Genomic DNA, 23,359 nt, shown 5'->3' on the forward strand with positions numbered 1-23,359 from the left:
CCCGTCATTTCATGAGTACTACATCGTTGCGCCGGGATTCCGGGCTTACCTTTACAGAAACTACTTTCCCGTTGCTAAATACGGCTTCAACCGTCGTCTGGTAGGGGGCGCTTAACTTAAAGTGCACATCCCAGCTGCTTGGCCAGGCAGGAAACAACAGGATCCTCCTGCCGTCAGTTTGCATGAGCATTTCCTGGAGCCCGATCATGGCCGAACCGCCCCAGTTATGGTCGGGTGCCCAGTCATAGCCCGGGCCCCAGAATGCCGGGAACCTTCTGCCCGAATCTTTTAGTTTTGCCAGCGTTAACGCAGCGGCATCGTCGGTAAGCCCCAGTCGCGCGGCAAAGATATTATCCTGTTTCCACCCCACATGGCTGCGGAACTTTAACACATCCGGGTCGAAACGATAGGTATTGATCGCAGTGTCGAGCCCGGGTTTGCCTATTCCATACATCCCCCAAGGGAAAACCGGGTATAGCTGGGGGCTTTCGGTGTTGTTAACGCGCTCCCAAACCTTCGCAGGAGCAATAGTGGGATGCCCGCTGAACTGCTGAAAATTAACGGGAGGAATGCGGCCAAGCATCGTTTCCAGGTCCTTGCGGTGCGATGCCGGCACGGCGGAAGGCGGAAGCATGAGCAAACGTGTAAGCACGGTTTTCAGCGCGGCAACCGTCGAGGAGGAGTTATACGTCATTTTATACGTTTCTGCCGCTGATCCGGGATACAGCACCAGCTTCCCGGCGGCATCGAACGCTTTGCTCCCGCGATTTTTTGCCAGGTATTGATAGTGCTCGTTAAAAAAGGTAAGACAACTTTCGATAAACGGCACATATTCGGCAATGTCCTTCCCGGCGTACCGCTCCGTTTCCAGCATCATCAAACAAAACTCGAGCACGGTGTCCCATTCGTATTCCAGCCAGGCATTGTACTCCATGCCTTTGTCATAACCTGGAGGCCGCTTCCAGCCGTATTCCGCCGGGTTCGGCAACCCGAAATTCTCCAGCTGTTCGGTAAAACTAGCGCCTTTGTGGTTCCATGCCGTTTCCGTGCGCAATTCCGCGTTGCGGAGGAGGCGGAGATAAAAATCAAACTGCGGGCGCATCAGGTCCGCATCCCCGCTTTTCAGCATCGGCCAGTATACCAGCCGCTGGTTTTGCGCGGTGTGGGTGCCGCCGCCCCAATTGCGGAAGTCGGGCGTAAACTTCATCGCGGAGTCGGTAACCGAAGGATCGACCGTAAACAACCCGCCATTAAATTTCGTGGGCCAATTTCCTGTTGCATTACATCCCAGCAGGTACCGGAACAACTGGTAATTTCGCCCCGCCTGCCATTCTGCGGAGGGCTTGGCAGCTTTGCCGGGATCGATCAATACAAAACTGCGGTCCCAGAAGCTATGCCACCATTCGAGGTTCTTCTTTAAGACCACGTACTTCGTTTTATTTGCGGCAGTCATTACGGCTTCCAGCCCGGTTTGCCATTCCGATGCGGATCCGGCGAGCGACGTATGAAGAAAAACCGCCGCCTGGTGCGTTTTTGCAGGCCGGGTGCTTTCGAGCTTCCAGCCCCTGAAGTCGGTATCAAGGTATTTGCCTTCATAGGTGCCGGCCGCCTTCATGTCTTTACCGGTAAGCATTCCGCCAAAAACGAGCCCGTGCAGCGGATTATAGAGCTGGCTTTTTACCTGGTCCAGCCCTTGCTGCTTAACTACCGCGTCGAATACCGTGCTTTCTGCGTTGCCGTGAAAAAAACGGACCTGGTCACCGTCAAACCCCACCTCGTCTTTTGCCGTTTTTACCTCGCCCTGCGGCGCCCATTTCCAAGAGTTACCGTTATTCTCCCGACCGGTGATCACCCGGTCGCGGTAACGCCAGCTTTCATAAGCCACGCTGGCCGATAGCGGTTTATTGGCAACGATCTCAACGTGCGCTACAGGTTGAAACACGTCGGCCCAGATCTTAACATGCGCTTGGAGGCCGTTTTTAACTCCACGTATGCTGATGAAGCCATCCCGCAATACCAACTCCTGCGTGAAACTTGTACCGTTTTCAAATGGGTTCGGAAAAAGCTTTATACGGATCCTTCCGGCTTTTAACAAGGAATTGTTTTCGTCGAAACTTCCGCTGCGGGCGATATAAAACAGGAGGTCGCCCTTTTCTACCCATACGTTTAGCCCGGTATCGCCTCCGCCGCAAGGCATGGACTCGCCGGCATTTTTGCTGGGACTATTCCAGGTTAAATTGTATTGATCGACCTGTTGAGAAAAAGCCAATTTTCCAGAAAACACCAGCAACAGGATAATCCAGCGCCTCATATGATATCTATCTTTTCGTAAGTTAAGAAGGTCCATCCTGGTTGCTTGCCGGCAATATCTTTTTCGTAAGTCACTTTAAACGTGTCTTTGGGCACCAGGGTGAAATGGAAGGATAACGTGGTCATACGATCGTCTTTTGGGATAAACCCCGGCAGGAGCGCATCCGCAACTTGCCTGATTTTTTCGGGTGAGATCATTTAATTCACTGATAGGGTTACCTTACCAAGTTGTTTGACCAGGTATTTCAGGTACGTTTCAAAATAGGCCGCTGTTTGCGCGAAACGGAGATCGCTTTGTATGTTAATTTGTACGGCGAGCGATTCGTAAGCCCGATCGTTTGCGTTTTTTTGAAAAGTACCTGCCGCGGCGTTCATGGAACCGGGCATCAGTATGCAAAAAAAAGCGGGCAGTTTAGTCATAGCGGTAAATGATGCAAATTATGAAAAATTCGTACATCGCTGTATCACCGGATGGGTTACTTTTGCAAGTGTGAGCGACCTGGTAAAATTATTGTCGGAGGTGATCCATTCCCGGAGGATCAAGAGCAGGCTTATCGACCTGGTATCTTATGCGGCCGATGCCGGTTTTTATCACCTGGTGCCTAAAGCGGTCGTTCAGCCTGTATCGGAAAAAGAAATTGCGGCGCTCTTTATTTTCTCCGCAAACCACCAGGTGCCGCTTACTTTCCGAACGGCGGGAACAAGCTTATCCGGCCAGTCGATCACGGATGGCATCCTGGTAGACCTGAGCCAGTATTGGGAGGGTGTGCACGTAGAGGCAGGCGGCGGGCTGGTACGCGTGCAGCCGGGTGTGATCGGCGCCACGGTAAACGCGCATCTCAAAAAATATAGCCGTAAGATCGGGCCGGACCCGGCGAGCATTAATACCGCGATGATGGGCGGTATTCTCTCTAACAATGCCAGCGGGATGTGCTGCGGCGTTACCCGCAATTCATACCATACCCTGAAATACATCCGCTTCATTCTGCCGAACGGGATGACGTATTCCACGGAAAACCCGGACGACTACCGGCGTTTTAAAACCGAATGCCCTGATATTTTCTTACAAATTGGCTTTTTGCGCGACCAGGTCCGTGAAGATGCCAGCCTGCACGCTCTTATCCGCAACAAGTATCAAACAAAAAATACGGTTGGTTACTCGGTAAACGCGTTTATCGATCATGAAGAACCGATGGATATCCTGGCGCACCTGCTTATTGGCGCAGAGGGAACGCTGGGATTCATCGCGGAAGCGGTATTGCATACGGTGCCTGATCATCCGCATAAATCGACCGGTTTGCTATACTTCGAAACGATCTTCGATGCCTGTAACGCCATTATGCCGCTTACGGCTGCCCGCGCCGAGGCGGTAGAGCTGATGGACAGGGCCTCGCTGCGTTCTATCGAACATATCCATGGCATCCCTGACGTGTTAAAAATACTGCCCGAAACAGCGGCCGCCTTATTGGTCGAATTCCAGGGCGCTACCATGGCGGAGGTACAGGATAAGGTCGACAGTTTCCTCGGCATGAGCAACAACCTGGCAATGCTGAATGAGCCGGTATTCTCCAACGACTCCGCACAACAGGCCTTTTTATGGAAGCTCCGCAAAGGCATGTTCCCGGCGGTAGGCGCCATTCGCGCGAGCGGGACCACCGTAATACTGGAAGACGTTGCGTTCCCGGTAGCGCAGCTGGGCAATGCCATTTCTGACCTCCAGCTGCTGTTTAAAAAATATGCCTACGAACGGGCGATCATTTTCGGCCATGCCAAAGACGGCAACATACACTTCGTGGTCACACAACCGTTCGATACCAGCCAGGAAATCGACCGTTATGACCGTTTCCTGAACGAGGTGGTGCTTTTGGTGGTAAAAAAGTATAACGGGGCGCTTAAAGCGGAACACGGCACCGGCCGCAACATGGCCCCGTTCGTGCAAACGGAATGGGGTCCTGACGTTTACCGCATCATGAAATCGCTGAAACACGTGATCGACCCGCAGAACCTGCTTAATCCCGGCGTGATCATCAACAGCGACGCACAGGCGCATATCCGGAACCTGAAAGCACTTCCCAGGGTAGAAGAGGAGGTAGATAAGTGTATCGAGTGTGGTTTCTGCGAGCCTAAATGCCCCAGCCGTCACCTCACCACCACTCCCCGCAGGCGGATCGTGATACGGCGTGCGTTGGTTAAGTTTAAAGAACAAAAAAAGGAAGCGAAATATAAGGAGCTGCTGGACCAATACCAGTACGATGGCCTGGAAACCTGCGCCGTGGATGGCCTCTGCGCAACCGCATGCCCGGTCGACATCAATACAGGCTCGCTGGTAAAACGCCTGCGCCGCGAAAGCCACAGCCAGTTCGCCAACCGCAACGCCCTGTTGATAGCCCGCAATTTTGGCAAGGTGGAATGGACCGTAAAGACAGCGCTGCGGGCCGGTGAGGCAATAAATTCCATATTCGGTAAAAACACCATGCACGGCCTGACACGTGCTGCGAAAAAGATCATACCCGCTTTCCCCCTATGGTCAAATCAGTTAAAACCTTCGGGGTCGTTAAGAAAAGCACGTAAGCAAGAAAACCCGGCAGGAGAGGCTTCGATCGTTTATTTCCCTACCTGCATCTCCCGCGTGATGGGAGGCAGTTACCAGGGGAAAGAAAACCTGCCATCCGCGTTCGTACGCGTGTCCGGGAAAGCGGGCGTCAACGCCATTATTCCCAAAGATGTTACGGGTACCTGCTGCGGCCAGATCTATTCGTCGAAAGGATTTTCAAAGGCACTCGAACATACGTCGAACCAAACCATCCGTAAGATATGGAAATGGACACTGGAGGGGAAACTTCCTGTGGTGACCGATATTACCTCCTGCACATTCCAGCTGCAGGGTTGCCGCCCGCTCCTTACCGAAGAAAATAAGCGGCTTTTCGATCGGCTCACTATCATAGACAGCGTTGATTACGTGCTCGACCACCTCCTTCCACGCATCTCCGTTAAACGAAAAAAAGACAAGGTAGTACTTCACCCCGTTTGTTCCCTGCAAAAAGCCGGGCTGGAGGGCAGGTTTGCCGCTATCGCAGCGGAACTTGCGCACGAGGTAACTATCCCTTTGCACACCGGCTGCTGCGGGATGGCCGGCGACCGCGGTTTCCTGTACCCGGAACTCACCGCTTCTGCCACTTCACGCGAAGCGGCGGAGGTTAAGCAGCAGGATTTCGACGGCTATTATTCTTCGGCTAAAACCTGCGAAATGGCCCTCTCAGACGCAGTCGGAAAGAACTACGAATCGATCATCTACCTGCTGGATGAGTGCAGTTAAACCCGGTACAACGTAGGAAACTAAACCTTCGGCGTCCCCGGGTGTCCAAAATAATAGATAGCCCGATATGTATTTGTACGCTTTTGCTACGATCGGAAGCCGGTTAGGGACAATTGACGAGTATAAACCTGTTTGGCATCATTATTTCATAACACGTATAGTTAACAACTAAATTGAAAATCATGAAAAAGATCTTAATAGCAGTTGCCATGGCCTCAGTTTTTGCGGCATGTAACAACAAGGCAGAAGAGCAGCGTTTACAGGCAACCCGGGATTCCCTCAAGGCGGTACAGGCTCAAATGAGGTTAGATAGTGTAAAAAGAGAACAGGAGCTGGCGCTCCAGAAACAACAGGTGGCAGAACGTGAAGCTGTAGCGGCACGACGCCAGGCGGCAGCCGCACGCAGCACAAGGGTGGCTGGCTATACCGAATCTGGCTACACCGCCCCGGTTGTACAGCAGAAAAAGGGTATGAGCTCCGCTGCTAAAGGCGCCCTGATCGGTGCCGGCGCCGGCGCCCTTACCGGAGTACTGGTAGATAAGAAAAATGGTCGTGGTGCGGTGATCGGCGGCGTAGTTGGTGCCGGTACCGGGTACGCGATCGGTCGTTCGAAGGATAAAAAATCCGGACGAAATCCATAATATTAAAATATAGCTGCCTGTTAACGGCGGTTAAAGAAGGCCGTCCCGCAGCATGCAGGACGGCCTTCTTTTTTACGCCTGGTAATAATATCATTTTTATCAACAAAAAAACAGTTTCTTTGTCATTATAATAAAATGAATTCATTTTACTTATCATTTTCACCAAAAATAAGCGGATTTTTTCTCAGTTTTGCTTCACGAAACATATCATAAAGAAATGACTATCAAACCGGTTAAATCGAAGAAAAGTGCAGACGTAGTACTGATAGGTGCGGGAATTATGAGCGCAACCCTGGGCATGCTTCTTAAAGAGCTGGAACCCGGGCTCACCATTGAAATCATCGAGCGTTTAGACGTGGCAGCGGCCGAAAGCTCTGACGCCTGGAACAATGCAGGAACGGGCCACTCGGCTTTTTGTGAACTGAACTATACGCCACAGCGCGAAGATGGTTCGGTGGACGTTGCGAAAGCGGTTAAAATAGCCGAATCCTTTGAAGTTTCGAAAGAGTTTTGGGCCTTTCTGGTAGAGCAGGGACTGGTAAAAATGCCGGAGAGCTTTATCCGGCGCATCCCCCATATCAGCTTTGTCTGGGGAGAGGACAATGTAGATTATCTTAAAAAACGATATACCGAGCTTCAAAAATGCCACCTGTTCGAGGGTATGGAATATTCAGAAGACCGTGAGGCCCTCGAAGAATGGATGCCGCTGGTAATGCAGGGACGTGCAGCCGGCGAAAAGGTGGCTGGCACACGTATGGACCTCGGTACTGATGTGAACTTCGGGTCGCTTACCCGAGCCATTTTTAACCGGCTTAAGGAGATGGACGGCGTAAAATTGCATTTCGACCAGGAAGTACGCGACCTGCAAAAACAGGATGACGGTAGCTGGAACATCAAAATAAAAAATACCCAAACAAAAAAAAGCAGGCAGACACGCGCCCGTTTCGTGTTTATCGGCGCAGGAGGAGGCGCATTGCCTATCCTGATGAAATCGGGTATCCCGGAGGCCAAAGGATTCGGTGGATTCCCGGTCAGCGGCCAATGGCTCAAATGCGTAAACCGCGATATTATCGAACAACACGATGCCAAAGTATATGGTAAGGCGTCTGTAGGCGCACCGCCCATGTCTGTTCCCCACCTGGACACGCGCATGATCAAAGGCAAAAAAGAGCTGCTCTTTGGGCCTTATGCCGGTTTCACGACAAAATTTCTCAAAAATGGTTCGTTGTTCGATCTCCCCAAGTCGATCAAGCTCAACAATATCCTGCCCATGCTGGCCGCCGGTTTAGATAACCTGCCGCTTACCAAATACCTGATCGACCAGGTACGGCAATCGCCGGAAGATCGCCTGGAGGCGCTGAAAGAGTATTTCCCGGGTGCAAAAATGGAAGACTGGGAACTGGAAGTAGCCGGCCAGCGCGTCCAGGTGATTAAGAAAGATGACGAACATACCGGCGTGCTGGAGTTTGGTACCGAAGTGGTAAGCGCCGCCGACGGCTCGATAGCGGCATTGCTGGGCGCTTCGCCAGGCGCTTCTACCGCCGTTTCTATTATGCTCGACCTCCTCGGCCGGTGTTTCCAGAAAGAAACGGCGTCTGCGGCGTGGAAAGAAAAGCTGGAAAAAATGATCCCTTCTTACGGTCGTTCCCTCGCAAAGGATCCCGAACTATTACATGTCACCCGCGCCCGAACAACTAAAGTGCTCGAATTGGAAGAGGTTGCGCCGGTAATGGACCCGGTATACTAACCCGCGCCCGCAGAGTTATAATAAGATTACCTACTGGTTAAGCGGCTCACGGCTTTGGCTTTAACGTAGGATCTTGCCGCAATGGCGGATGCGGATCCACCGGGTTTGGCTGCGCATTATGCGGGTTGGGGTTATTCGGAGAGGGCGAAGTTGGTGAAGGCGGACGGAAGTCGATATCTTTCACCTTGTCACGGTCGCGGTAAACCTTAGCGGTGTCGCCTGTCATTACCACCGATTTTACCGGTTTCTTTGTCGCTTCTGGCGGCGTATGCGTGATTTTGGTTTTGGCTTTCGTCTTACTGGTCTTCGTTTGGCCATACGCGTTTCCGGCCCACATGAATGCACTTAAAACCAAGGGGATAAGCGGTAATTTTTTCATAACAGTTTTTAGAAAATGTAAGCTAAAACCGCACCAGTTTTTGTGATCAGGCCGACAGTCTACTGTCATCCTGTCACAACCCCGGTTTTGGAACTATAATTGAGAACAGATCGCCGGTTAAAAACATAAAAGAATATTAGTTATGCAGGAAAAAGGTTCAATTTCTATTCACACCGAGAATATTTTCCCGATCATCAAAAAGTTCCTCTACTCAGACCACGAGATCTTTTTGAGGGAACTGGTATCCAACGCGGTAGACGCTACTCAAAAACTAAAGCGCCTCTCCAGCCTGGGTGAATTTAATGGCGAACAGGGCGATACAAAGATCAGGGTGTCTTTTAGCGAAGCTGACGGTACGATCACAATTTCTGATCGCGGGATCGGGATGACTGCCGACGAGATCAAGAAATACATAAACCAGATCGCTTTTTCGGGCGCTACCGAGTTCGTGGAAAAGTATAAGGACAAAGGCGACGATAAACAGATCATTGGCCATTTTGGGCTCGGATTTTATTCAGCTTTCATGGTTTCGTCCAAAGTTGAGATCAAATCCCTGTCCTTTAAAGAAGGCAGCGAGGCCGTAAGGTGGGAATGCGACGGCAGCACCGAGTTCGAAATCACCTCCACAGAAAAAGAGGAACGCGGTTCGGAGGTGATCCTGCACATTGCCGACGACTCCAAAGAGTTTCTCGATAAAGCGCGGTTAGAAGGCATCCTGAAAAAATATTGCCGCTTTTTGCCGGTAGAGATCGAGTTTGAAGGCGAAGTGATCAACGATCCTAACCCGATCTGGACCAAATCGCCCTCAGAATTAACAGACGAAGACTATAAGAAGTTCTACCAGGACCTTTACCCGTTCTCTGAAGAACCGTTGTTCTGGATCCACCTCAACGTAGATTACCCGTTCAATCTCACGGGAGTGCTGTATTTCCCTAAGCTGAAAAACGACTTTGAATTCCAGCGCAGTAAGATCCAGTTATATTCCCGCCAGGTATTTATCACCGATGAAGTGAAGGATGTGGTGCCCGAATTCCTGATGCTGCTGCATGGCGTGATCGATTCGCCGGATATTCCGTTGAACGTGTCGAGAAGCTTCCTGCAGTCGGATTCGAACGTGAAGAAGATCAATACCCACATTACCAAGAAGGTAGCCGATAAACTGGCGGAGCTTTACAACAAGGATGAGAAGGCTTTTGAAGAAAAATGGGACGATATCGGTTTGTTCGTGAAGTACGGAATGATCAGCAATGACAAGTTCTACGATAAAGCTAAGGACTTCTGCCTCTACAAAAACACCGATGGCGAGTACTTCACGCTCGATAAATACAAGGAGCACATACAGGTAAACCAGCAGGATAAGAACGAAACCCTGGTGGCGCTCTACGCGAGTGATGTAAAGAAACAGGATTCATTTATCCAGTCGGCCAAAAAGAAAGGGTACGATGTACTTGAGCTTTCACACCCGCTCGACAGTCACTTTATCCAGATGCTGGAATCGAAAGTAGAGAAGTTCACGTTAAAACGCGTGGATTCTGACACTGCCGAAAAACTGATCGAAAAAGAGCATACGCTCGAAAGTACCCTCACCAAGGAAGAAGAAGAAGCACTAAAAGAAGTTTTCGACAAAGCCGTGAACAACAAAGACCGCAGGGTGAGCTTCGAGCCGATGCCGGCCGATGAGCTCCCGGTTACCGTTACGCTGCCCGAATTTATGCGCCGCATGAAGGACATGCAGGCACTTGGCGGTGGCGGCATGCAGTTTATGGGCAATATGCCCGAAATGCTGAATGTAGCTGTGAACGCCAACCACCCGCTGGCTAAAAAGATCCTTGCTGAAGGCGATGAATCCGTAAAGATCGATCTGGCGAAACAAGCTTATGATCTCGCCTTATTGTCGCAGGGTATGCTTACCGGAAGCGATCTGACTAACTTTATCCGCAGAAGTGTAGACATCACGGTGGGATAAACGGTTAATCATAACTACAAAGCCGCCATCAAGCCGATGGCGGCTTTTTTTGTAAATACAGCCGTTGTTACTTTTCCCTATTTTATGCATCTTCATGGTTTAGCGATGCATTATTCCAGGAAATTTTCACTGCTCTTTTTACTGATCTGCGGTTTTGTAAAGAACGCGGCAGCACTCGAAATTCTGTTCAACCGCATTTCGGTAAACGATGGGCTCTCATCCAATTTCGTAAACTGCGTATGGCAATCGAAAGATGGCTTTTTATGGGTAGGAACGGAGAATGGGCTCCAGCGTTTTGACGGGCGGAAATTCATCCAGATCTACCGTGACGACAAATACCAGTTACCTTCGCTGCCCGTAGACGAGATCACCGGGAGGAAAGACCGAAACGTACTCTGGCTGAGAATGGGACAGGTGCTTGGGCAATATGACCTGAAAACGTTTATGTTTAAGCGCGCCAATATCGCTAAACTACGCATCCCGGTTGACCGTCACCAGTTTCATTTGAAGACAGACAGCAGGGGTAATATGTATCTCATTATCGTGGGGTTCGATATCCTGGTCTACAATCCAGCCACCAACACATTCGAACATAATAAGTCAAAACTGGACATTCCGGATCACTGGATGCCTACGATCTTTGCCGAAGACCCCGCAACCGGTAACATATGGGTGGGAGGGAGACCGGGCCTCGGCCTATTCGACCGGGAAAACGGGCAGTTCTATCACGCGGGAAATAACCCGAAACATATCCCGGCCCTCGCCGAGAAAGCGATCGGGCCCCACCTCACCCACATGATGTTGGAGCCCGGGGGACTTCTCTGGATCATCAGCTGGCCGCCTGCCGGGCTGCAGGTCAGCTCTTATGACCTGAAAAAGCTCGTTTACCGCAAGTATGACAAAGAGCCATCGGAAGGAACCGTTTACTCTGAAGTTACTAACCTACTGTATAGCAATGGGATAACTTGGTTATATGGCGTTAGCCTGTTTAATATTCTTGAACCCGGAACGGCTAAATTTTCCCGGTTTTACGATCCTTCCAATACCAACTTCGGTATTCGCTTTACGGCGATCAGGCAGCTTTTTGAGGATAATGACCACAATATATGGGTGGCTACCGATAATGGCTTGTATTTGACTTCGATGCTCCGGCAGGGGATCCGGCACGGCTCTATCCGCCAGTTTAAAGAAGCGAACATCACCTCTATCCGTGCCATCTCCGGGAACCGGGTGATGATCAATAGCTGGGGCCGAAGATCCGTACCGATCTTCATCGGAAAAAACCTGGTGATAAAAGAGGATACCTCGTTGATCCGGAAGATCTACCGCAGCCAGCAAGACCCTAACCCGGCATTCGGCACCATCTGGGATAGCCGTGAACATAGTGTAAACGGCGATCAGTGGTTCACCTGCCAGGAGGGTCACCTTGTTTGGTACGAGCGAAAAAAAGACAGGTCCCACTTTCTTACCCCGGCCGTGTTCGGAGGAAGCACCATACGACAGGTGGTGGAAGATCGGCAGCATTCGCTCTGGTTCGGCACGCAGTCAGGCAAGTTGTTTAAGCGCGATGCCGATGGAACCTTCAGGATAGCGCAAAACCTGGGTGCGATAGTGACACGGCTTTTTGTAGACCGGCAGGGGCGGATCTGGGTGGCTACGTCGGGCAATGGACTGTACCTGTTTGATCCGCTTACAGAAAAGATCATCAGTCGCTACGACTCGAAGGCGGGCGCCGATAAGAGCCTCACCACATCGACCGTGAACGACATCACACAGCTCAGCGATACTACTTTCGCCGTCGCCTGCTCTGCCAACCTGGACATCCTGAATACGGCTACCCGGCGGATCAGGCAGTTTTCGACCTATAACGGGCTGCCGCAGCGTATCGTTACCTCGCTGCAGGTCGACGCCAGGGGTCAGCTTTGGATGAGCACCATCGCAGGCATCTGCAGGTACGACCCCAGAAAAGGAACATTCCGGATGTTCGACCAGCGCGACGGGCTGATTACTACGCTCAACAATGAGAACCTGCTGTCGTCCAGCACCAAACTGGCATCGGGAGAGCTGGTATTCGCCGGCGCTAATAAGTTCATTATTTTCGACCCGGAATATGTCCGCGACCTGCAGCGGCCCAAAAACGTATCGATAACAGACATCCTGTTATTCTCTGATCACTTGCCCGTGGATTCTATCCAGAAGGCCGGCGGATTAAGGCTCTCGCACCGCGATAACTCGCTAACCATACAGTTTGCTTCGCTCAGTTATACACAGGGCGACAAGCTGAACTATTATTACCAGTTGGAAGGAGCGGGCGATGAATGGATGCGGGCGGAAAATAACCCCAGCGCCTCCTTTGCTTCGCTGGCCCATGGCACCTATACCTTCAGGGTGAAATGCGTGAACAGTGAAGGCCTCTGGTCGCCGGGAGTGACCACGTTAAAGATCGAGATCCGTCCCGCTTTCTGGCAAACGTGGTGGTTTGCCATCCTGATGGTACTCGGCGCCGCACTGCCGTTTTACCTGATCTACCGGCTGAAAATCAAACGTTTGAAAGAAGTGCACTCGCTGCGCGAAAAAGTGGCCCGCGACCTGCACGATGACATGGGCTCTACCTTAACCTCTATCAATATCCTGAGCGAGATGGCAGGCATGAAGCTGAACGGGCAAAATGAAACGGTTAAGACCTACCTCGGCAGGATCAGCAGCAATAGCAGCGAAATGATGGATGCGATGGACGATATCGTATGGACCATCAAGCCTTCGAATGACACCCTCTCCAAGTTGTCGGCACGTATGCGCGAATACGCCGCCACGGTATTGGAGCCGCAGAACATTCTTTACACTTTTACCACCAACGAAAAAAGCCACCACGTTAAACTGGATATGGATGCACGGCGGAATCTCTTCCTCATTTTTAAAGAGTCGCTGAATAATATTTCCAAATATGCAGCGGCACAAAACGTGCTCATTCACTTTAAAACCGACAAGTCGACACTCTTTTTAACGATAGAGGATGACGGAAAAGGGTTCGAAACCTCCGCAGTGCCGACAGGTAACGGCCTCGCCAATATGAAAAAGCGAACGGAAATGCTCCAGGGTAAGTTTGCCATCTTTTCCGAAGCAGGAAAGGGCACCCGTATGACGATTGAAATGCCGCTAACATAAACATGTGATTGACACCCGGTTTTGAAACCGCTACCTTGCAATTCTCAAACATGCTAAATGATCCGCATACTGCTGTACGAAGATAACTCGCAACTAAGGGAGGGCCTCGCTATCCTGCTGGCCGGCACAGACGGCTTCGAACTGGTGGGCGCCTTCGGCAATTGTACGGCCGTTGCAAAACAGGTGGAAGAGCTGAACCCTGATGTGATCCTCATGGATATTAACATGCCGCAAACGGACGGCATCGAGGGATTAAAAATTATCCGCCAGTTTAACAAAGAGGTTAAGATATTGATGCTCACCGTGTTCGACGACAATCAAAGCGTATTCGAGTCGATTAAAAGCGGCGCGAACGGCTATATTTTAAAGAAAACGCCTCCGGCGAAGCTACTTGAATACATCCACGACGTGCAATCAGGAGGCGCTCCGATGACTTCCTCTATCGCCACGCAGGTGCTGAAAATGTTTAGCAGCAGCCATTCATCTACCGACGATTTCAGCCTCTCAGACCGGGAACGAGACGTGCTTCAGTTATTGGTGAACGGGCATAGTTATAAAATGATCGCCGGAGAGCTGTTTATTTCGATCGATACGGTGCGCTCGCACATCAAAAAAGTGTACGAAAAGCTTCACGTAAACTCTAAAAGCGAAGCAGTTGCCAAAGCCTTAAAAACAAGGCTGTTCTAAGCTTACTTCCAAACCCCATATTTATGTGATTGATGTGCCTTAACGGGAGATCTACTTTTGTATTGTTTCTTAACCGAAACAAAATGAAACCGAAAACCCGTCATGTCAACTAACAAAGAGGAACAATTGCAATTACTGGTAGCCAGTTGCCGCGAGGGCGACCGGAAAGCCCAGGAAACCATTTTCAGCCTTTTTTCCAGGAAAATGTTTGCCGTATGCCTTCGTTACTGCCGGGACCACGATGAAGCGGAAGATGTGATGATCATGGGGTTCACGAAAGTTTTTACCCGGATCGATGCCTATAAAGGTGAAGGATCATTTGAAGGGTGGATACGCCGCATCATGGTTAACTCCGCCCTGACGGAATACCGGAAAAACGCGAAACGAATGTATACCGTTGACATCGACGCGGTGCAGCCCGATACTGAAGCCGTAGCCTACCAGGACGATACCACCGAAATGAAATACCTGTTAAGCCTGATCCAGGGGTTGCCCGGGCACCTGAGGATAGCCTTTAACATGTTCGTAATAGAGGGCTACTCGCACAAAGAGATCGGCGAGATACTCGGGATTACCGAAGACCTTTCCAAGATCCACGTTTTTAGGGCGCGAAAACAGCTTCAGCAGAAGATCAGGAACGCCGAACCTGTCTTCTGCGCTTAGTTCTTAACAAACATATCTTTTCTCCGCACGTTATGCTTTTCAAATACGGAAATCATGAAATTGAAAAACATACTTGCACTTGTTCTTGGGCTGCAGGCCGTTACTGCCGCAGCCCAGGATACGGAGTCGCCCTATAAAACATCTTTTAAAGCAGATGCACCCGTCACCGCCGCCGGGATCGGCCTCAGCGTATTGGGGCTAAAATTGATCCAGGACAAGGAGAGCCTTACCCTTGCAGAGCTGGCCGCACTTTCCAAAGATGATGTGAACGGGTTCGACCGCTTCAGCGCGGGAAACTATTCCAAAACTGCGGATAAGCACAGCTATTATCCTTTTTACGGCGCATTCGCCATGCCGGTGGTGATCCTGTTTAACGGCAAGATAAATAACCATACTGGCCAGGTACTGGCGTTATACGTGGAAACGATGGCCATTACCGGCACCTTGTATACCATGGCGGCAGGTAATGTTAAACGAAACAGGCCTTATACCTACAGCACCGAAACGCCGCTTGACCAACGGACCAAGAAAGGGGCCACACGGTCCTTTTACGCCGGCCATACGGCTGCCACGGCGTCCGCCACGTTCTTTGCAGCCAAAGTATTTTCTGACTTTAACCCCGATTCGCCTGCGAAACCCTATATCTGGACCGCCGCAGCCGTGGTCCCTGCAGCCGTTGGCTATTTAAGGCTTAAAGCCGGAATGCATTTCCTGAGTGATAATCTCCTCGGTTACGCCGTAGGAGCAGGAGTGGGGGTGCTGGTTCCGCAACTGCATAAAAAAACTTCAGCAAACTCGCTCAGCGTAGTCCCGGTGTTTACGCCCGGGTATCAAACGGTGGCCGCGACCTATACGTTCCGTTAACCACAAAATCGCTATAAAAAGGGCCGCTTCCCAAACAGGAAGCGGCCTTTTTTGAACTTGTTAAAATTAAAATTCACTAACCCCTGGTGCGCTGCGGCCTGCTGTCGCCTCTTCCTTCACTTCTTCCCTCGCTGCGCTGAGGCTGCCGGTTTTCCTGGCGTTGTGGTTGCTGTTGCTGTACTTGCCCGCGCTGACGGTCACCCTGGGGCTGTTCGCGTGGCTGACGCTGCACCTGCTCTCTGGCCGCCTGCTGCTCGCGCTGCTGGTTCCTGAACACTTCTTCCGTTTGCCTGCGCTGACTGGTCTGCCGTTCGGCCTGGTCACGTTGCTGCTGGGCAACACGCTGTTGTTCGCGCTGCTGCGCCCAGTCGTCGCCGCGGGTCCTGGCAGGTTCGGATTGTTGTTGCTGGTTTCCATATCCGGAATTGCGGTTATCCACGTTCCTGCTTTCGGAATTACCTTTATCGGGAGTCCTGTTGTCCGCATTGCGGTTCCCCCAAACGGAGCTGTTGTCGCGGTCGGCGCGCTGCCTGTCGTTTGACGGATCGCCGGGATTGGCGCTTCTATCAGCCGCTGCCCGGTCGGGTCTTTCAGAGCGGTCCTGGTTTACGTTGCCGTAGCGGTTGCTCCTGTCCTGGTTCCCGTTGTTATCGTTACGGTCATTGGAAACACGGTCTCCACGATCGTTGCGATCACTATTATCGTTGCGGCCATTGTCGTATCGCCCGATATTCCGGTCGTTGTTCCGTCCATAATTTCTGCCGTCGGTTACCCGCGAAGGGCCTGAAGCGACCTCGCGCCGGTCTACCGATGGACGATAAATATTTACGGCACTGCGGTCGACAGAAACCCGGCCTGGACGATCGCCATTATTAACATTGTATACCCTCACCGGGCGGTTGGTTACCCGTTGGATATCGTCAAACCTTGGTCCGCCTGCATACCTGCGGTTACCATAATTGTAATAGTTATTAATAATGGTAGTATGCTGGTAGAAATTGCCGTATGAATTGCGCGGCGCATAATAGCGATATACGTACGGATCGCAGAAATAACGTTGGGGAACAAAGATCCAGCGGGCCAGCGGAATGTTGATGTTAATGTTCACGCTAACGCCAGGTCCCATAGGGCTCCAGCCGTAATAGCCGCCGCCCGAGCGCCAGTTCACCCAGGCTGGTCCCCATTCTTCGCCGGGGATCCAGGCCCAACCGTAATAATCGTCGTATACCCAACGGCCGTAGTGGAAAGGCGCCCATCCCCAATCGTAATCAGAAACCCAGGTATTGCCATAGTTCGTTTGCACCCAATGTCCCCGGGTGCCATAAGGCTGAAAATCCTCTTCGGCATCGGGGATCCAGATATTCCCGTATTCTCGGTCGTTTACCCATCGCCCGTAGGGCTCCAGGTTATCGTAAAATACCTGGAACGATACCGAAACGCCAGCCGCAGGCTTAGCAGCCTGGCTATAGTTTGGCATAGCTAAACCTGCTGCTACGAGCGTTAGCAGGCGAAAAGTCCATGTTCTCAATAAATTTTCCATCTCTCAATCGGTTTATGAAGTCGCCTTCGTTTTGATATTGACGACAACTGTTAACTAAACGTTTACAGCGTCGATAAATTTTATTAAGATTGTTACGAAGTCGTGACAGAACCACCCGTTTTCGCGTACCTGTTTATATCCTCCTATGTTAAATAGCAATTCCCGCCTCCGCGGCGTTATTAGCGGCTCCGTAGGTAACCTTGTAGAATGGTACGATTGGTATGCCTACTCTTCGTTTGCGTTATACTTTGCGCCGGCCTTCTTTCCAAAAGGAAACAGTACGGTGCAATTGCTGAATACGGCCGCGATATTTGCGGTCGGTTTCCTGATGAGACCCGTAGGCGGGTGGTTGTTTGGCCGCATCGCCGACAGGAGGGGACGAAAAACAGCCATGACCCTTTCCGTATTGCTCATGTCGTTCGGCTCATTGTTTATCGCTGTTTGCCCGTCCTATCACGCTATCGGCATTGCCGCACCGGTATTTCTATTGTTTGCCCGTTTGCTGCAGGGCCTGAGCGTGGGAGGGGAGTACGGTACGTCGGCCACCTACCTGAGCGAGATCGCGTACGAAAAACGACGGGGGTTTTATTCCAGTTTCCAGTACGTAACGCTTATCGGCGGACAATTACTGGCACTTGGCATCCAGGTGCTGCTGCAAAAAGTGTGGCTCACGCCGGCAGAGCTGGGCGACTGGGGATGGCGTATCCCGTTTGTGATCGGCGCGCTACTGGCTTTCGCCGGACTGTACCTGCGCAGTCATATGCAGGAATCGGTTACGCTGACTAATAATTCCAACGCTTCGCGGAGGGGTTCGCTTAAGGAGCTGTTCACGAAACATCCGCGGGCAGTGCTTACGGTGGTCGGTCTTACCCTCGGCGGTACGCTTGCATTTTATACGTACACCACTTATATGCAGAAATTCCTGGTAAATACCGTGCATCTTACCAAAGACCGTTCCACCTTACTCACCTTTTGGCTGATGCTGATCTATGCGTCTATGCAACCGCTGTTCGGATGGCTCTCTGATAAGATCGGGCGTAAGCCGCTGCTCATTTACTTCGGCGTTGCCGGAACGATCTTCACGGTCCCGATTCTTTATACCCTGAGCCAAACTACCTCCGAAGTAACCGCGTTCCTCCTGATACTGGCCGCCCTTCTCATTGTTAGCGGTTATACTTCGGTAAACGCCATCGTGAAAGCCGAGATGTTCCCCGCAGAAGTACGCGCATTGGGTGTAGGTTTCCCTTATGCCATTACTGTGGCTATTTTTGGCGGCACCGCCGAATATGTGGCACTTTGGTTTAAAGACGCAGGCCACGAAAGCTCCTATTACTGGTATGTTACCGGGGCGATTTTCATCTCACTGGTCGTTTACGTGGCATCCAGGGAGACGAAGGAGAGGATAGAAACCAGAAAATAGGTAAGCATCTATTCCCGGTTTCTATCTTCTGTTATCCGTTTCGCCTCAATCGTTCTTTTTTCCCCCGAACACCGAGAAGTGCACATAGCGTTTCGGGTTCGCTTTGAGGTCGATCATCAGCTTATCGAGATCTGCGGCAGAGTTGTTCAGGTTATTGTACAGCTGCTTGTCGTTAATGAGCATGCCGATGGATCCTTCGCCGCTGTTGATCTTGTTAGCGATCGACTGGAAATCGAGGATGGCCTTATTGGCATTTTGAATCGTCTGGGTAAAGTTGGCTTTTGCCACCTCATCGGTCACCTTGTCGATATTATTCATGATCGATGTAAGCTTGGCATTATTGTTCTTAAAGTTGGCAGAAATCGACTCGAGATTGGCAATAATAGCCGCCACATGATCGGTTTGCGTACCTACCAGGCCGTCAACACGCCGGGTAGTACTTTCGAGTGTTTCCAGCGTATGCGCGATGCTGGCAAAGCTGCGATTAAAATTGCGCTGAAAGTCCGGATTTAATGCCGCATTCATCGACATTAGGATGGAGTCCATACGAGCGATCATCATCTCGGCTTTTTTCTGCACCGGCTGCACCTGTTCCATCAGGTTTTTTTGCACGTTAGCATTTAACGTATCACCGTCTGCTGCGGATTTGCCGCTGTTGCCAAGCTCGAATATGATCGCTTTGCTTCCCAGCAGGTCGGTACTTTCCAGTCTCGCAATAGTGTTCACCGGGATCTCATACTCCGGTTTGATCTTAAACTCCGCGATGATCTGTCCGTTGGGCTGCAGGCTCAGGTGCGATACGCGCCCGATCTGGTACCCGTTCACCAGCACGGGCTTTGATACGGCAAGCCCGCCTACATCATCGTAGATCGCGTAATATTCGCGTTCGTTGGTAAAAACGTCGTTGCCCTTTAAAAAACTGTATCCAACCACAAGGATCACAATGGCAACTATGGCTAATACTCCTACTTTGGTCTCGTTCGAAATTTTCAATGGTCCTGGATTTAGTACTTGTTATTATTCAGCTTCAACCTGTTTCTTATAGGCTTGAATTGCATTTAACAAACAAGTCACTATTTCGTTTTGCCCCTTCTCCGAGTTTATGTATTCTTCTTCCTCCGGGTTACTGATAAAGCCGATCTCCGTTAGCACCGAAGGCATGGCCGCGCGCTGCAGGATCAGGAGGTTCATCTCCTTTACGCCCCGGTCTATTCTCCCGGTGGCCACGTATTCCTTCTGGATCAGCGATGCGAAGCGGATGCTCTGCTCGCGGAAAGCGTTCTTCATCAGCTGGAAAATAATAAAGCTTTCGGGATCGTTCGGATCATATCCATCATAATTTTCCTTGTAATCCTTTTCCAGCAGGATGGACGCATTTTCGCGTAAAGCTACATCCTGCTCATCCAGGCGTCCAAAACCCGCCACGAACGTTTCTACCCCGCGCGTAGAAGTGCTTTGTGAGGTCACCGTTTTATAAACCGGCACGCGTTTACCTTTTTTGTTCTTTTTATATCCTGATATTACCTGTTTGCGCACAACAGGCATCGAATTGCAGTGAATGGAGATGAACAGGTCGGCCTTTTCACCGTTGGCCAGCGCAGCGCGGGCACGTAACTCCGGGTAAACGTCTTCGGTACGCGTGTAAAGTACGCGCACATCTTTCAGGTTTTCCTCTATGGCCTTGCCAAGCTTCAGGGCCACCTGCAGCGCTACGTCCTTCTCTTTCGAAAAAAGACCGTGCGTGATTCCGTCGCGGCCCCCATGCCCGGCATCTACTACGATCGTTTTTATCCGGTATGGCGGCTCAACAGCCAACGACAGCAGCGGGACAAGGAAAATAAGGGCATTAAAAATCACGGCCCTGAATACGGTTGTTTTCATTTTATCGTTGTCTGTAAGAATAAAGGGAAACCCGGGACGCGTTATACATCTTTTGTACTTGCATACCCTGAAGGTTTCACTAATTTTGAAGGATTTTCTAATGCTCTATTGCAAAAATACTATTCAACGGGAAATTTGAAATTTATTATACTTTTTTTTCATTCTGCCAGGGTTTTTCCTTTTCTTCTCATCCTGTTACTGTTGTCGGGAGGGAAGCTGTCTGCGCAAACGCGGCCGTTTTTACGAAGCGGCACAGAGGCCCTCGACAAAAAAACGAACGCCGACAGCGCCAGGCTGAAGGCAAGCGCAGATTCTGTAAAGAAACTAAAAGCCGACACTGTAAAAGCACGTAACGTTTCGGGGCTCGATTCTACCGTAAATTATTCGGCGGAAGATTCCGTGATCTTCGACCACGAGCGTAAGCTGGTATACCTTTATGGCAAAGCACGCGTATCGTACAACGACCTGGAGCTGGGCTCGGACTTTATGCTGCTCGACCAGGAGAAACACACCATTTTTGCCCGCGGAAGTATTGATCCGAAAACAAAAAAGTACCGGGGAAGACCCATCATTAAACAGGGAGCGGAGGCCCCCGCCTATACCGACTCCTTATTTTACGATTTCGAGACCAGGCGGGCCAAACTATACCGCATCTCCACGGAGGTAGAAGGCGGGTATTTACAGGCGCAGCAATCCAAAAAGAACGAGTACGACGAAATTTCGATCAAGAACGGGAAATACAGTACCTGTAACCTGCCCGATCCGCATTTCTATATCGCCATCACCAAGGGAATTGTAACGGATAAACAGATAGTTACCGGGCCGGCGTACCTGGTGATCGAAGACGTTACGTTTCCCGCGATCATCCCGTTCGGTTTTTTTCCCAAGGTGAATAAACGGGCGTCGGGCGTATTGTTTCCCACTTTTGGGGAGGAAGCGACCCGCGGTTTCTACATGCGCGACCTTGGTTACTACATCGGTCTTACCGACTACTGGGACGCCGAGATCAGGGGAACGTTGTACAGCAAGGGATCTTATGAAGGAAGTCTCGCCGCACGTTACCGGAAAAACTATAAGTATGACGGAAACATCATGCTTAATTACGCATCCACCCGCCTGGGGGTAGAAGGCACCCCGGAATACGCCCCTAAAAAGAACTTCAGCATCCAGTGGTCGCACTCCATGCGGAACGAGGCTAACCCCGGAACTTCGTTTAGCGCTTCGGTGAACGTGCAGTCGAGCAGCTATAACTCGGTGACGGCCGCGGGCGGCAGTTACAACATCCAGGCAATTGCCAACAATGCGCTGCGGTCAAACGTTTCTTACGCCAAACAACTGGGATCCCTGTTTAATATGACGGCTTCGCTTCAGCATTCGCAGGATATCGAAACCAAGCAGGTTCAACTAGAGCTTCCCGCAGTAACCCTCGCCATGAGTTCGTTCAACCCGTTCGACTCGAAAAACCGGACAGGCGAGCAGAAATGGTTCCAGAAAATAAATGTCGGCTACAACATGCAGGCAAAGAACTCCATTTCCGCACGCGAAGATCAGCTCTTCAAAAAAGAAGCCCTCAGCCGTTTCGTGAACGGTATGCAGCATAGTTTCAATACCGGTTTTTCGCAAAACGTTTTAAAGTACTTCCAGTTCAACATCGGCGTGCCTTACCGTGAATCATGGACCCTGCAAACGATCCGGAAAAATTACGTCGCGCAAAGCGATACGGTGCTTATCGACACCGTGAGAGGGTTTTCCAGGGCCTACGATTACAATTTTACTACAGGGCTCTCCACGAAAGTTTACGGCCAGTTCCATTTCAAAAAGGGCAAGATCACCGACATCAGGCATACCATGACCCCGAGCGTAAGCCTTTTCTTCCAGCCCGATTTCGGAAAGGATAAGTACGGTTTTTACCGCGATCTGCGCGACGGGCAAAACAACCTCCGGCAGCGGTATTCTATATTCGAGCAGGCGGTATTCGGCGCGCCCGGGGCCGGAAAACAGGGAAGCATCAATTTTACCCTGGATAACACCATCGAGGGCAAACGCCGCTCGAACAGCGACACCACCAACGCGGTCGAAAAATTCCCGATCCTCCAGGGGCTCTCCTTCAATACGAGTTACAACATGGCTGCGGACTCCTTCAGGCTGGCAAACATCGGTTTCTCCGGTCGTACTGCGCTTTTTAAACAGAAACTTGGCATCAACTTTAGCGGTACATTCGACCCCTATGTCCTCAACGAAAGAGGTTTCCGGGTAAACGAATATGCCTTTAGGAACGGTAAGCTGGCCAGGCTGGTTTTCATGGGCTTTGGGTTCGACTACAGCTTTAACTCTGCCGCGGCAAAAAGCCGGGCCAACAATGCCAACCAGGCAAATAATGCTAACCGCAACATCTCGCCCGACCAGGCACAGCAACTTTCGCAGATCAGCACCGACCCTAACGCCTTCGTAGATTTTAACGTTCCTTGGAATATCAATTTATCTTATACATTCAACTATTCAAAGCCGGCGTTTGTATCGAACGTAACCAATACTTTTTCCTTCTCCGGTGATTTCTCCGTCACTCCGAAATGGAAAGTGACCTATAACTCCGGCTACGATTTTTACGCTAAAAAGATCAGCATCACACAATTCGCCATCTACCGCGATCTCCATTGCTGGGATATGGCGATCAACTGGGTACCTTTTGGCACCTACAGGAGCTACAGCATCGACCTGAAGGTGAAAGCGGCCATTCTCCAGGACCTTAAACTAAGCCGTCGCCGCCCATATTACTAAAA

General features: G+C 50.8%; 17 protein-coding genes. 10 read left to right on the forward strand and 7 right to left on the reverse strand.

Features of this window, described 5'->3' with window-relative positions:
* Window positions 1-4: 4 nt before the first annotated feature.
* Genes GS398_RS08020 through GS398_RS22245 form a run of 3 tightly spaced genes read right to left on the reverse strand, consistent with a single transcriptional unit; the run spans window position 5 to window position 2,730 of the window.
* Window positions 5-2,311 carry a DUF5703 domain-containing protein gene (locus GS398_RS08020; protein ID WP_160906250.1) on the reverse strand — a complete coding sequence of 769 codons (2,307 nt, stop codon included), beginning with the start codon at window positions 2,309-2,311 and terminating at the stop codon, window positions 5-7.
* A complete protein-coding gene (locus tag GS398_RS08025) occupies window positions 2,308-2,508 on the reverse strand; it encodes a hypothetical protein (RefSeq protein ID WP_160906251.1) in 201 nt (66 codons plus the stop codon). Before GS398_RS08025 ends, GS398_RS08020 begins: the two co-directional genes overlap by 4 nt.
* Window positions 2,509-2,730 carry a hypothetical protein gene (locus tag GS398_RS22245; protein ID WP_202406052.1) on the reverse strand — a complete coding sequence of 74 codons (222 nt, stop codon included), beginning with the start codon at window positions 2,728-2,730 and terminating at the stop codon, window positions 2,509-2,511.
* A 70-nt stretch (window positions 2,731-2,800) separates the two neighbouring features.
* On the opposite strand from GS398_RS22245, the gene GS398_RS08030 reads away from it, so the two are divergent.
* From GS398_RS08030 to GS398_RS08040, 3 genes are all read left to right on the forward strand, one after another.
* On the forward strand, window positions 2,801-5,626 hold the full coding sequence (locus tag GS398_RS08030) for an FAD-binding and (Fe-S)-binding domain-containing protein (protein ID WP_369410244.1): 2,826 nt from the start codon (window positions 2,801-2,803) through the stop codon (window positions 5,624-5,626).
* A 182-nt stretch (window positions 5,627-5,808) separates the two neighbouring features.
* Window positions 5,809-6,267: a YMGG-like glycine zipper-containing protein gene (locus GS398_RS08035; RefSeq protein ID WP_160906253.1), complete on the forward strand. Its 459-nt coding sequence runs from the start codon at window positions 5,809-5,811 to the stop codon at window positions 6,265-6,267.
* Between the two features lie 217 nt (window positions 6,268-6,484).
* Entirely contained in the window at window positions 6,485-8,014 is a 1,530-nt protein-coding gene (locus GS398_RS08040; protein ID WP_160906254.1) for a malate:quinone oxidoreductase, read from the forward strand.
* A gap of 46 nt (window positions 8,015-8,060) precedes the next feature.
* On the opposite strand, the gene GS398_RS08045 is transcribed toward GS398_RS08040, so the two are convergent.
* The gene (locus GS398_RS08045) at window positions 8,061-8,393 is read right to left on the reverse strand and encodes a hypothetical protein (protein WP_160906255.1); all 333 of its coding nucleotides are present in this window, start codon (window positions 8,391-8,393) and stop codon (window positions 8,061-8,063) included.
* Between the two features lie 142 nt (window positions 8,394-8,535).
* On the opposite strand from GS398_RS08045, the gene htpG reads away from it, so the two are divergent.
* From htpG to GS398_RS08070, 5 genes are all read left to right on the forward strand, one after another.
* The gene (gene htpG, locus GS398_RS08050; protein WP_160906256.1) at window positions 8,536-10,359 is read left to right on the forward strand and encodes a molecular chaperone HtpG; all 1,824 of its coding nucleotides are present in this window, start codon (window positions 8,536-8,538) and stop codon (window positions 10,357-10,359) included.
* Window positions 10,360-10,443: 84 nt separating this feature from the next.
* Window positions 10,444-13,524, forward strand: coding sequence for a ligand-binding sensor domain-containing protein (locus tag GS398_RS08055; protein ID WP_160906257.1), 3,081 nt, complete (start codon window positions 10,444-10,446; stop codon window positions 13,522-13,524).
* Window positions 13,525-13,581: 57 nt separating this feature from the next.
* Entirely contained in the window at window positions 13,582-14,211 is a 630-nt protein-coding gene (locus tag GS398_RS08060) for a response regulator (RefSeq protein WP_160906258.1), read from the forward strand.
* Between the two features lie 102 nt (window positions 14,212-14,313).
* Window positions 14,314-14,874, forward strand: coding sequence for an RNA polymerase sigma factor (locus GS398_RS08065; RefSeq protein WP_160906259.1), 561 nt, complete (start codon window positions 14,314-14,316; stop codon window positions 14,872-14,874).
* A gap of 54 nt (window positions 14,875-14,928) precedes the next feature.
* Complete coding sequence (locus GS398_RS08070; RefSeq protein ID WP_160906260.1) at window positions 14,929-15,738, forward strand: phosphatase PAP2 family protein; 810 nt, start codon at window positions 14,929-14,931, stop codon at window positions 15,736-15,738.
* Between the two features lie 76 nt (window positions 15,739-15,814).
* Here the strand turns inward: GS398_RS08070 and GS398_RS08075 are convergent, their stop codons facing one another.
* Window positions 15,815-17,278: a DUF6600 domain-containing protein gene (locus GS398_RS08075; RefSeq protein ID WP_160906261.1), complete on the reverse strand. Its 1,464-nt coding sequence runs from the start codon at window positions 17,276-17,278 to the stop codon at window positions 15,815-15,817.
* A 145-nt stretch (window positions 17,279-17,423) separates the two neighbouring features.
* Here GS398_RS08075 and GS398_RS08080 point away from each other — a divergent pair, with 145 nt between their 5' ends.
* Window positions 17,424-18,698, forward strand: a complete 1,275-nt coding sequence (locus GS398_RS08080) for an MFS transporter (protein ID WP_160906262.1) — start codon at window positions 17,424-17,426, stop codon at window positions 18,696-18,698.
* Between the two features lie 45 nt (window positions 18,699-18,743).
* Here the strand turns inward: GS398_RS08080 and GS398_RS08085 are convergent, their stop codons facing one another.
* Window positions 18,744-19,691, reverse strand: coding sequence for an MlaD family protein (locus tag GS398_RS08085; RefSeq protein WP_160906263.1), 948 nt, complete (start codon window positions 19,689-19,691; stop codon window positions 18,744-18,746).
* 24 nt (window positions 19,692-19,715) lie between these two features.
* Entirely contained in the window at window positions 19,716-20,579 is an 864-nt protein-coding gene (locus GS398_RS08090; protein WP_160906264.1) for an N-acetylmuramoyl-L-alanine amidase family protein, read from the reverse strand.
* Between the two features lie 135 nt (window positions 20,580-20,714).
* Here GS398_RS08090 and GS398_RS08095 point away from each other — a divergent pair, with 135 nt between their 5' ends.
* Window positions 20,715-23,357, forward strand: coding sequence for a putative LPS assembly protein LptD (locus GS398_RS08095; RefSeq protein ID WP_160906265.1), 2,643 nt, complete (start codon window positions 20,715-20,717; stop codon window positions 23,355-23,357).
* The last annotated feature ends 2 nt before the right edge of the window (window positions 23,358-23,359 follow it).

Origin of the sequence: Hufsiella ginkgonis, assembly GCF_009834915.1 — a bacterium.
GTDB classification, from domain to species: Bacteria; Bacteroidota; Bacteroidia; order Sphingobacteriales; family Sphingobacteriaceae; genus Hufsiella; species Hufsiella ginkgonis.

Coding starts and splice junctions, on each gene's coding strand:
- GS398_RS08060 (WP_160906258.1), top strand. CDS start 13,582: ATGATCCGCATACTGCTGTACGAAGATAACTCGCAACTAAGGGAGGGC.
- GS398_RS08045 (WP_160906255.1), bottom strand. CDS start 8,393: ATGAAAAAATTACCGCTTATCCCCTTGGTTTTAAGTGCATTCATGTGG.
- GS398_RS08070 (WP_160906260.1), top strand. CDS start 14,929: ATGAAATTGAAAAACATACTTGCACTTGTTCTTGGGCTGCAGGCCGTT.
- GS398_RS08035 (WP_160906253.1), top strand. CDS start 5,809: ATGAAAAAGATCTTAATAGCAGTTGCCATGGCCTCAGTTTTTGCGGCA.
- GS398_RS08040 (WP_160906254.1), top strand. CDS start 6,485: ATGACTATCAAACCGGTTAAATCGAAGAAAAGTGCAGACGTAGTACTG.
- GS398_RS08075 (WP_160906261.1), bottom strand. CDS start 17,278: ATGGAAAATTTATTGAGAACATGGACTTTTCGCCTGCTAACGCTCGTA.
- GS398_RS22245 (WP_202406052.1), bottom strand. CDS start 2,730: ATGACTAAACTGCCCGCTTTTTTTTGCATACTGATGCCCGGTTCCATG.
- GS398_RS08090 (WP_160906264.1), bottom strand. CDS start 20,579: ATGAAAACAACCGTATTCAGGGCCGTGATTTTTAATGCCCTTATTTTC.
- GS398_RS08020 (WP_160906250.1), bottom strand. CDS start 2,311: ATGAGGCGCTGGATTATCCTGTTGCTGGTGTTTTCTGGAAAATTGGCT.
- GS398_RS08065 (WP_160906259.1), top strand. CDS start 14,314: ATGTCAACTAACAAAGAGGAACAATTGCAATTACTGGTAGCCAGTTGC.
- GS398_RS08080 (WP_160906262.1), top strand. CDS start 17,424: ATGTTAAATAGCAATTCCCGCCTCCGCGGCGTTATTAGCGGCTCCGTA.
- htpG (WP_160906256.1), top strand. CDS start 8,536: ATGCAGGAAAAAGGTTCAATTTCTATTCACACCGAGAATATTTTCCCG.
- GS398_RS08025 (WP_160906251.1), bottom strand. CDS start 2,508: ATGATCTCACCCGAAAAAATCAGGCAAGTTGCGGATGCGCTCCTGCCG.
- GS398_RS08055 (WP_160906257.1), top strand. CDS start 10,444: ATGCATCTTCATGGTTTAGCGATGCATTATTCCAGGAAATTTTCACTG.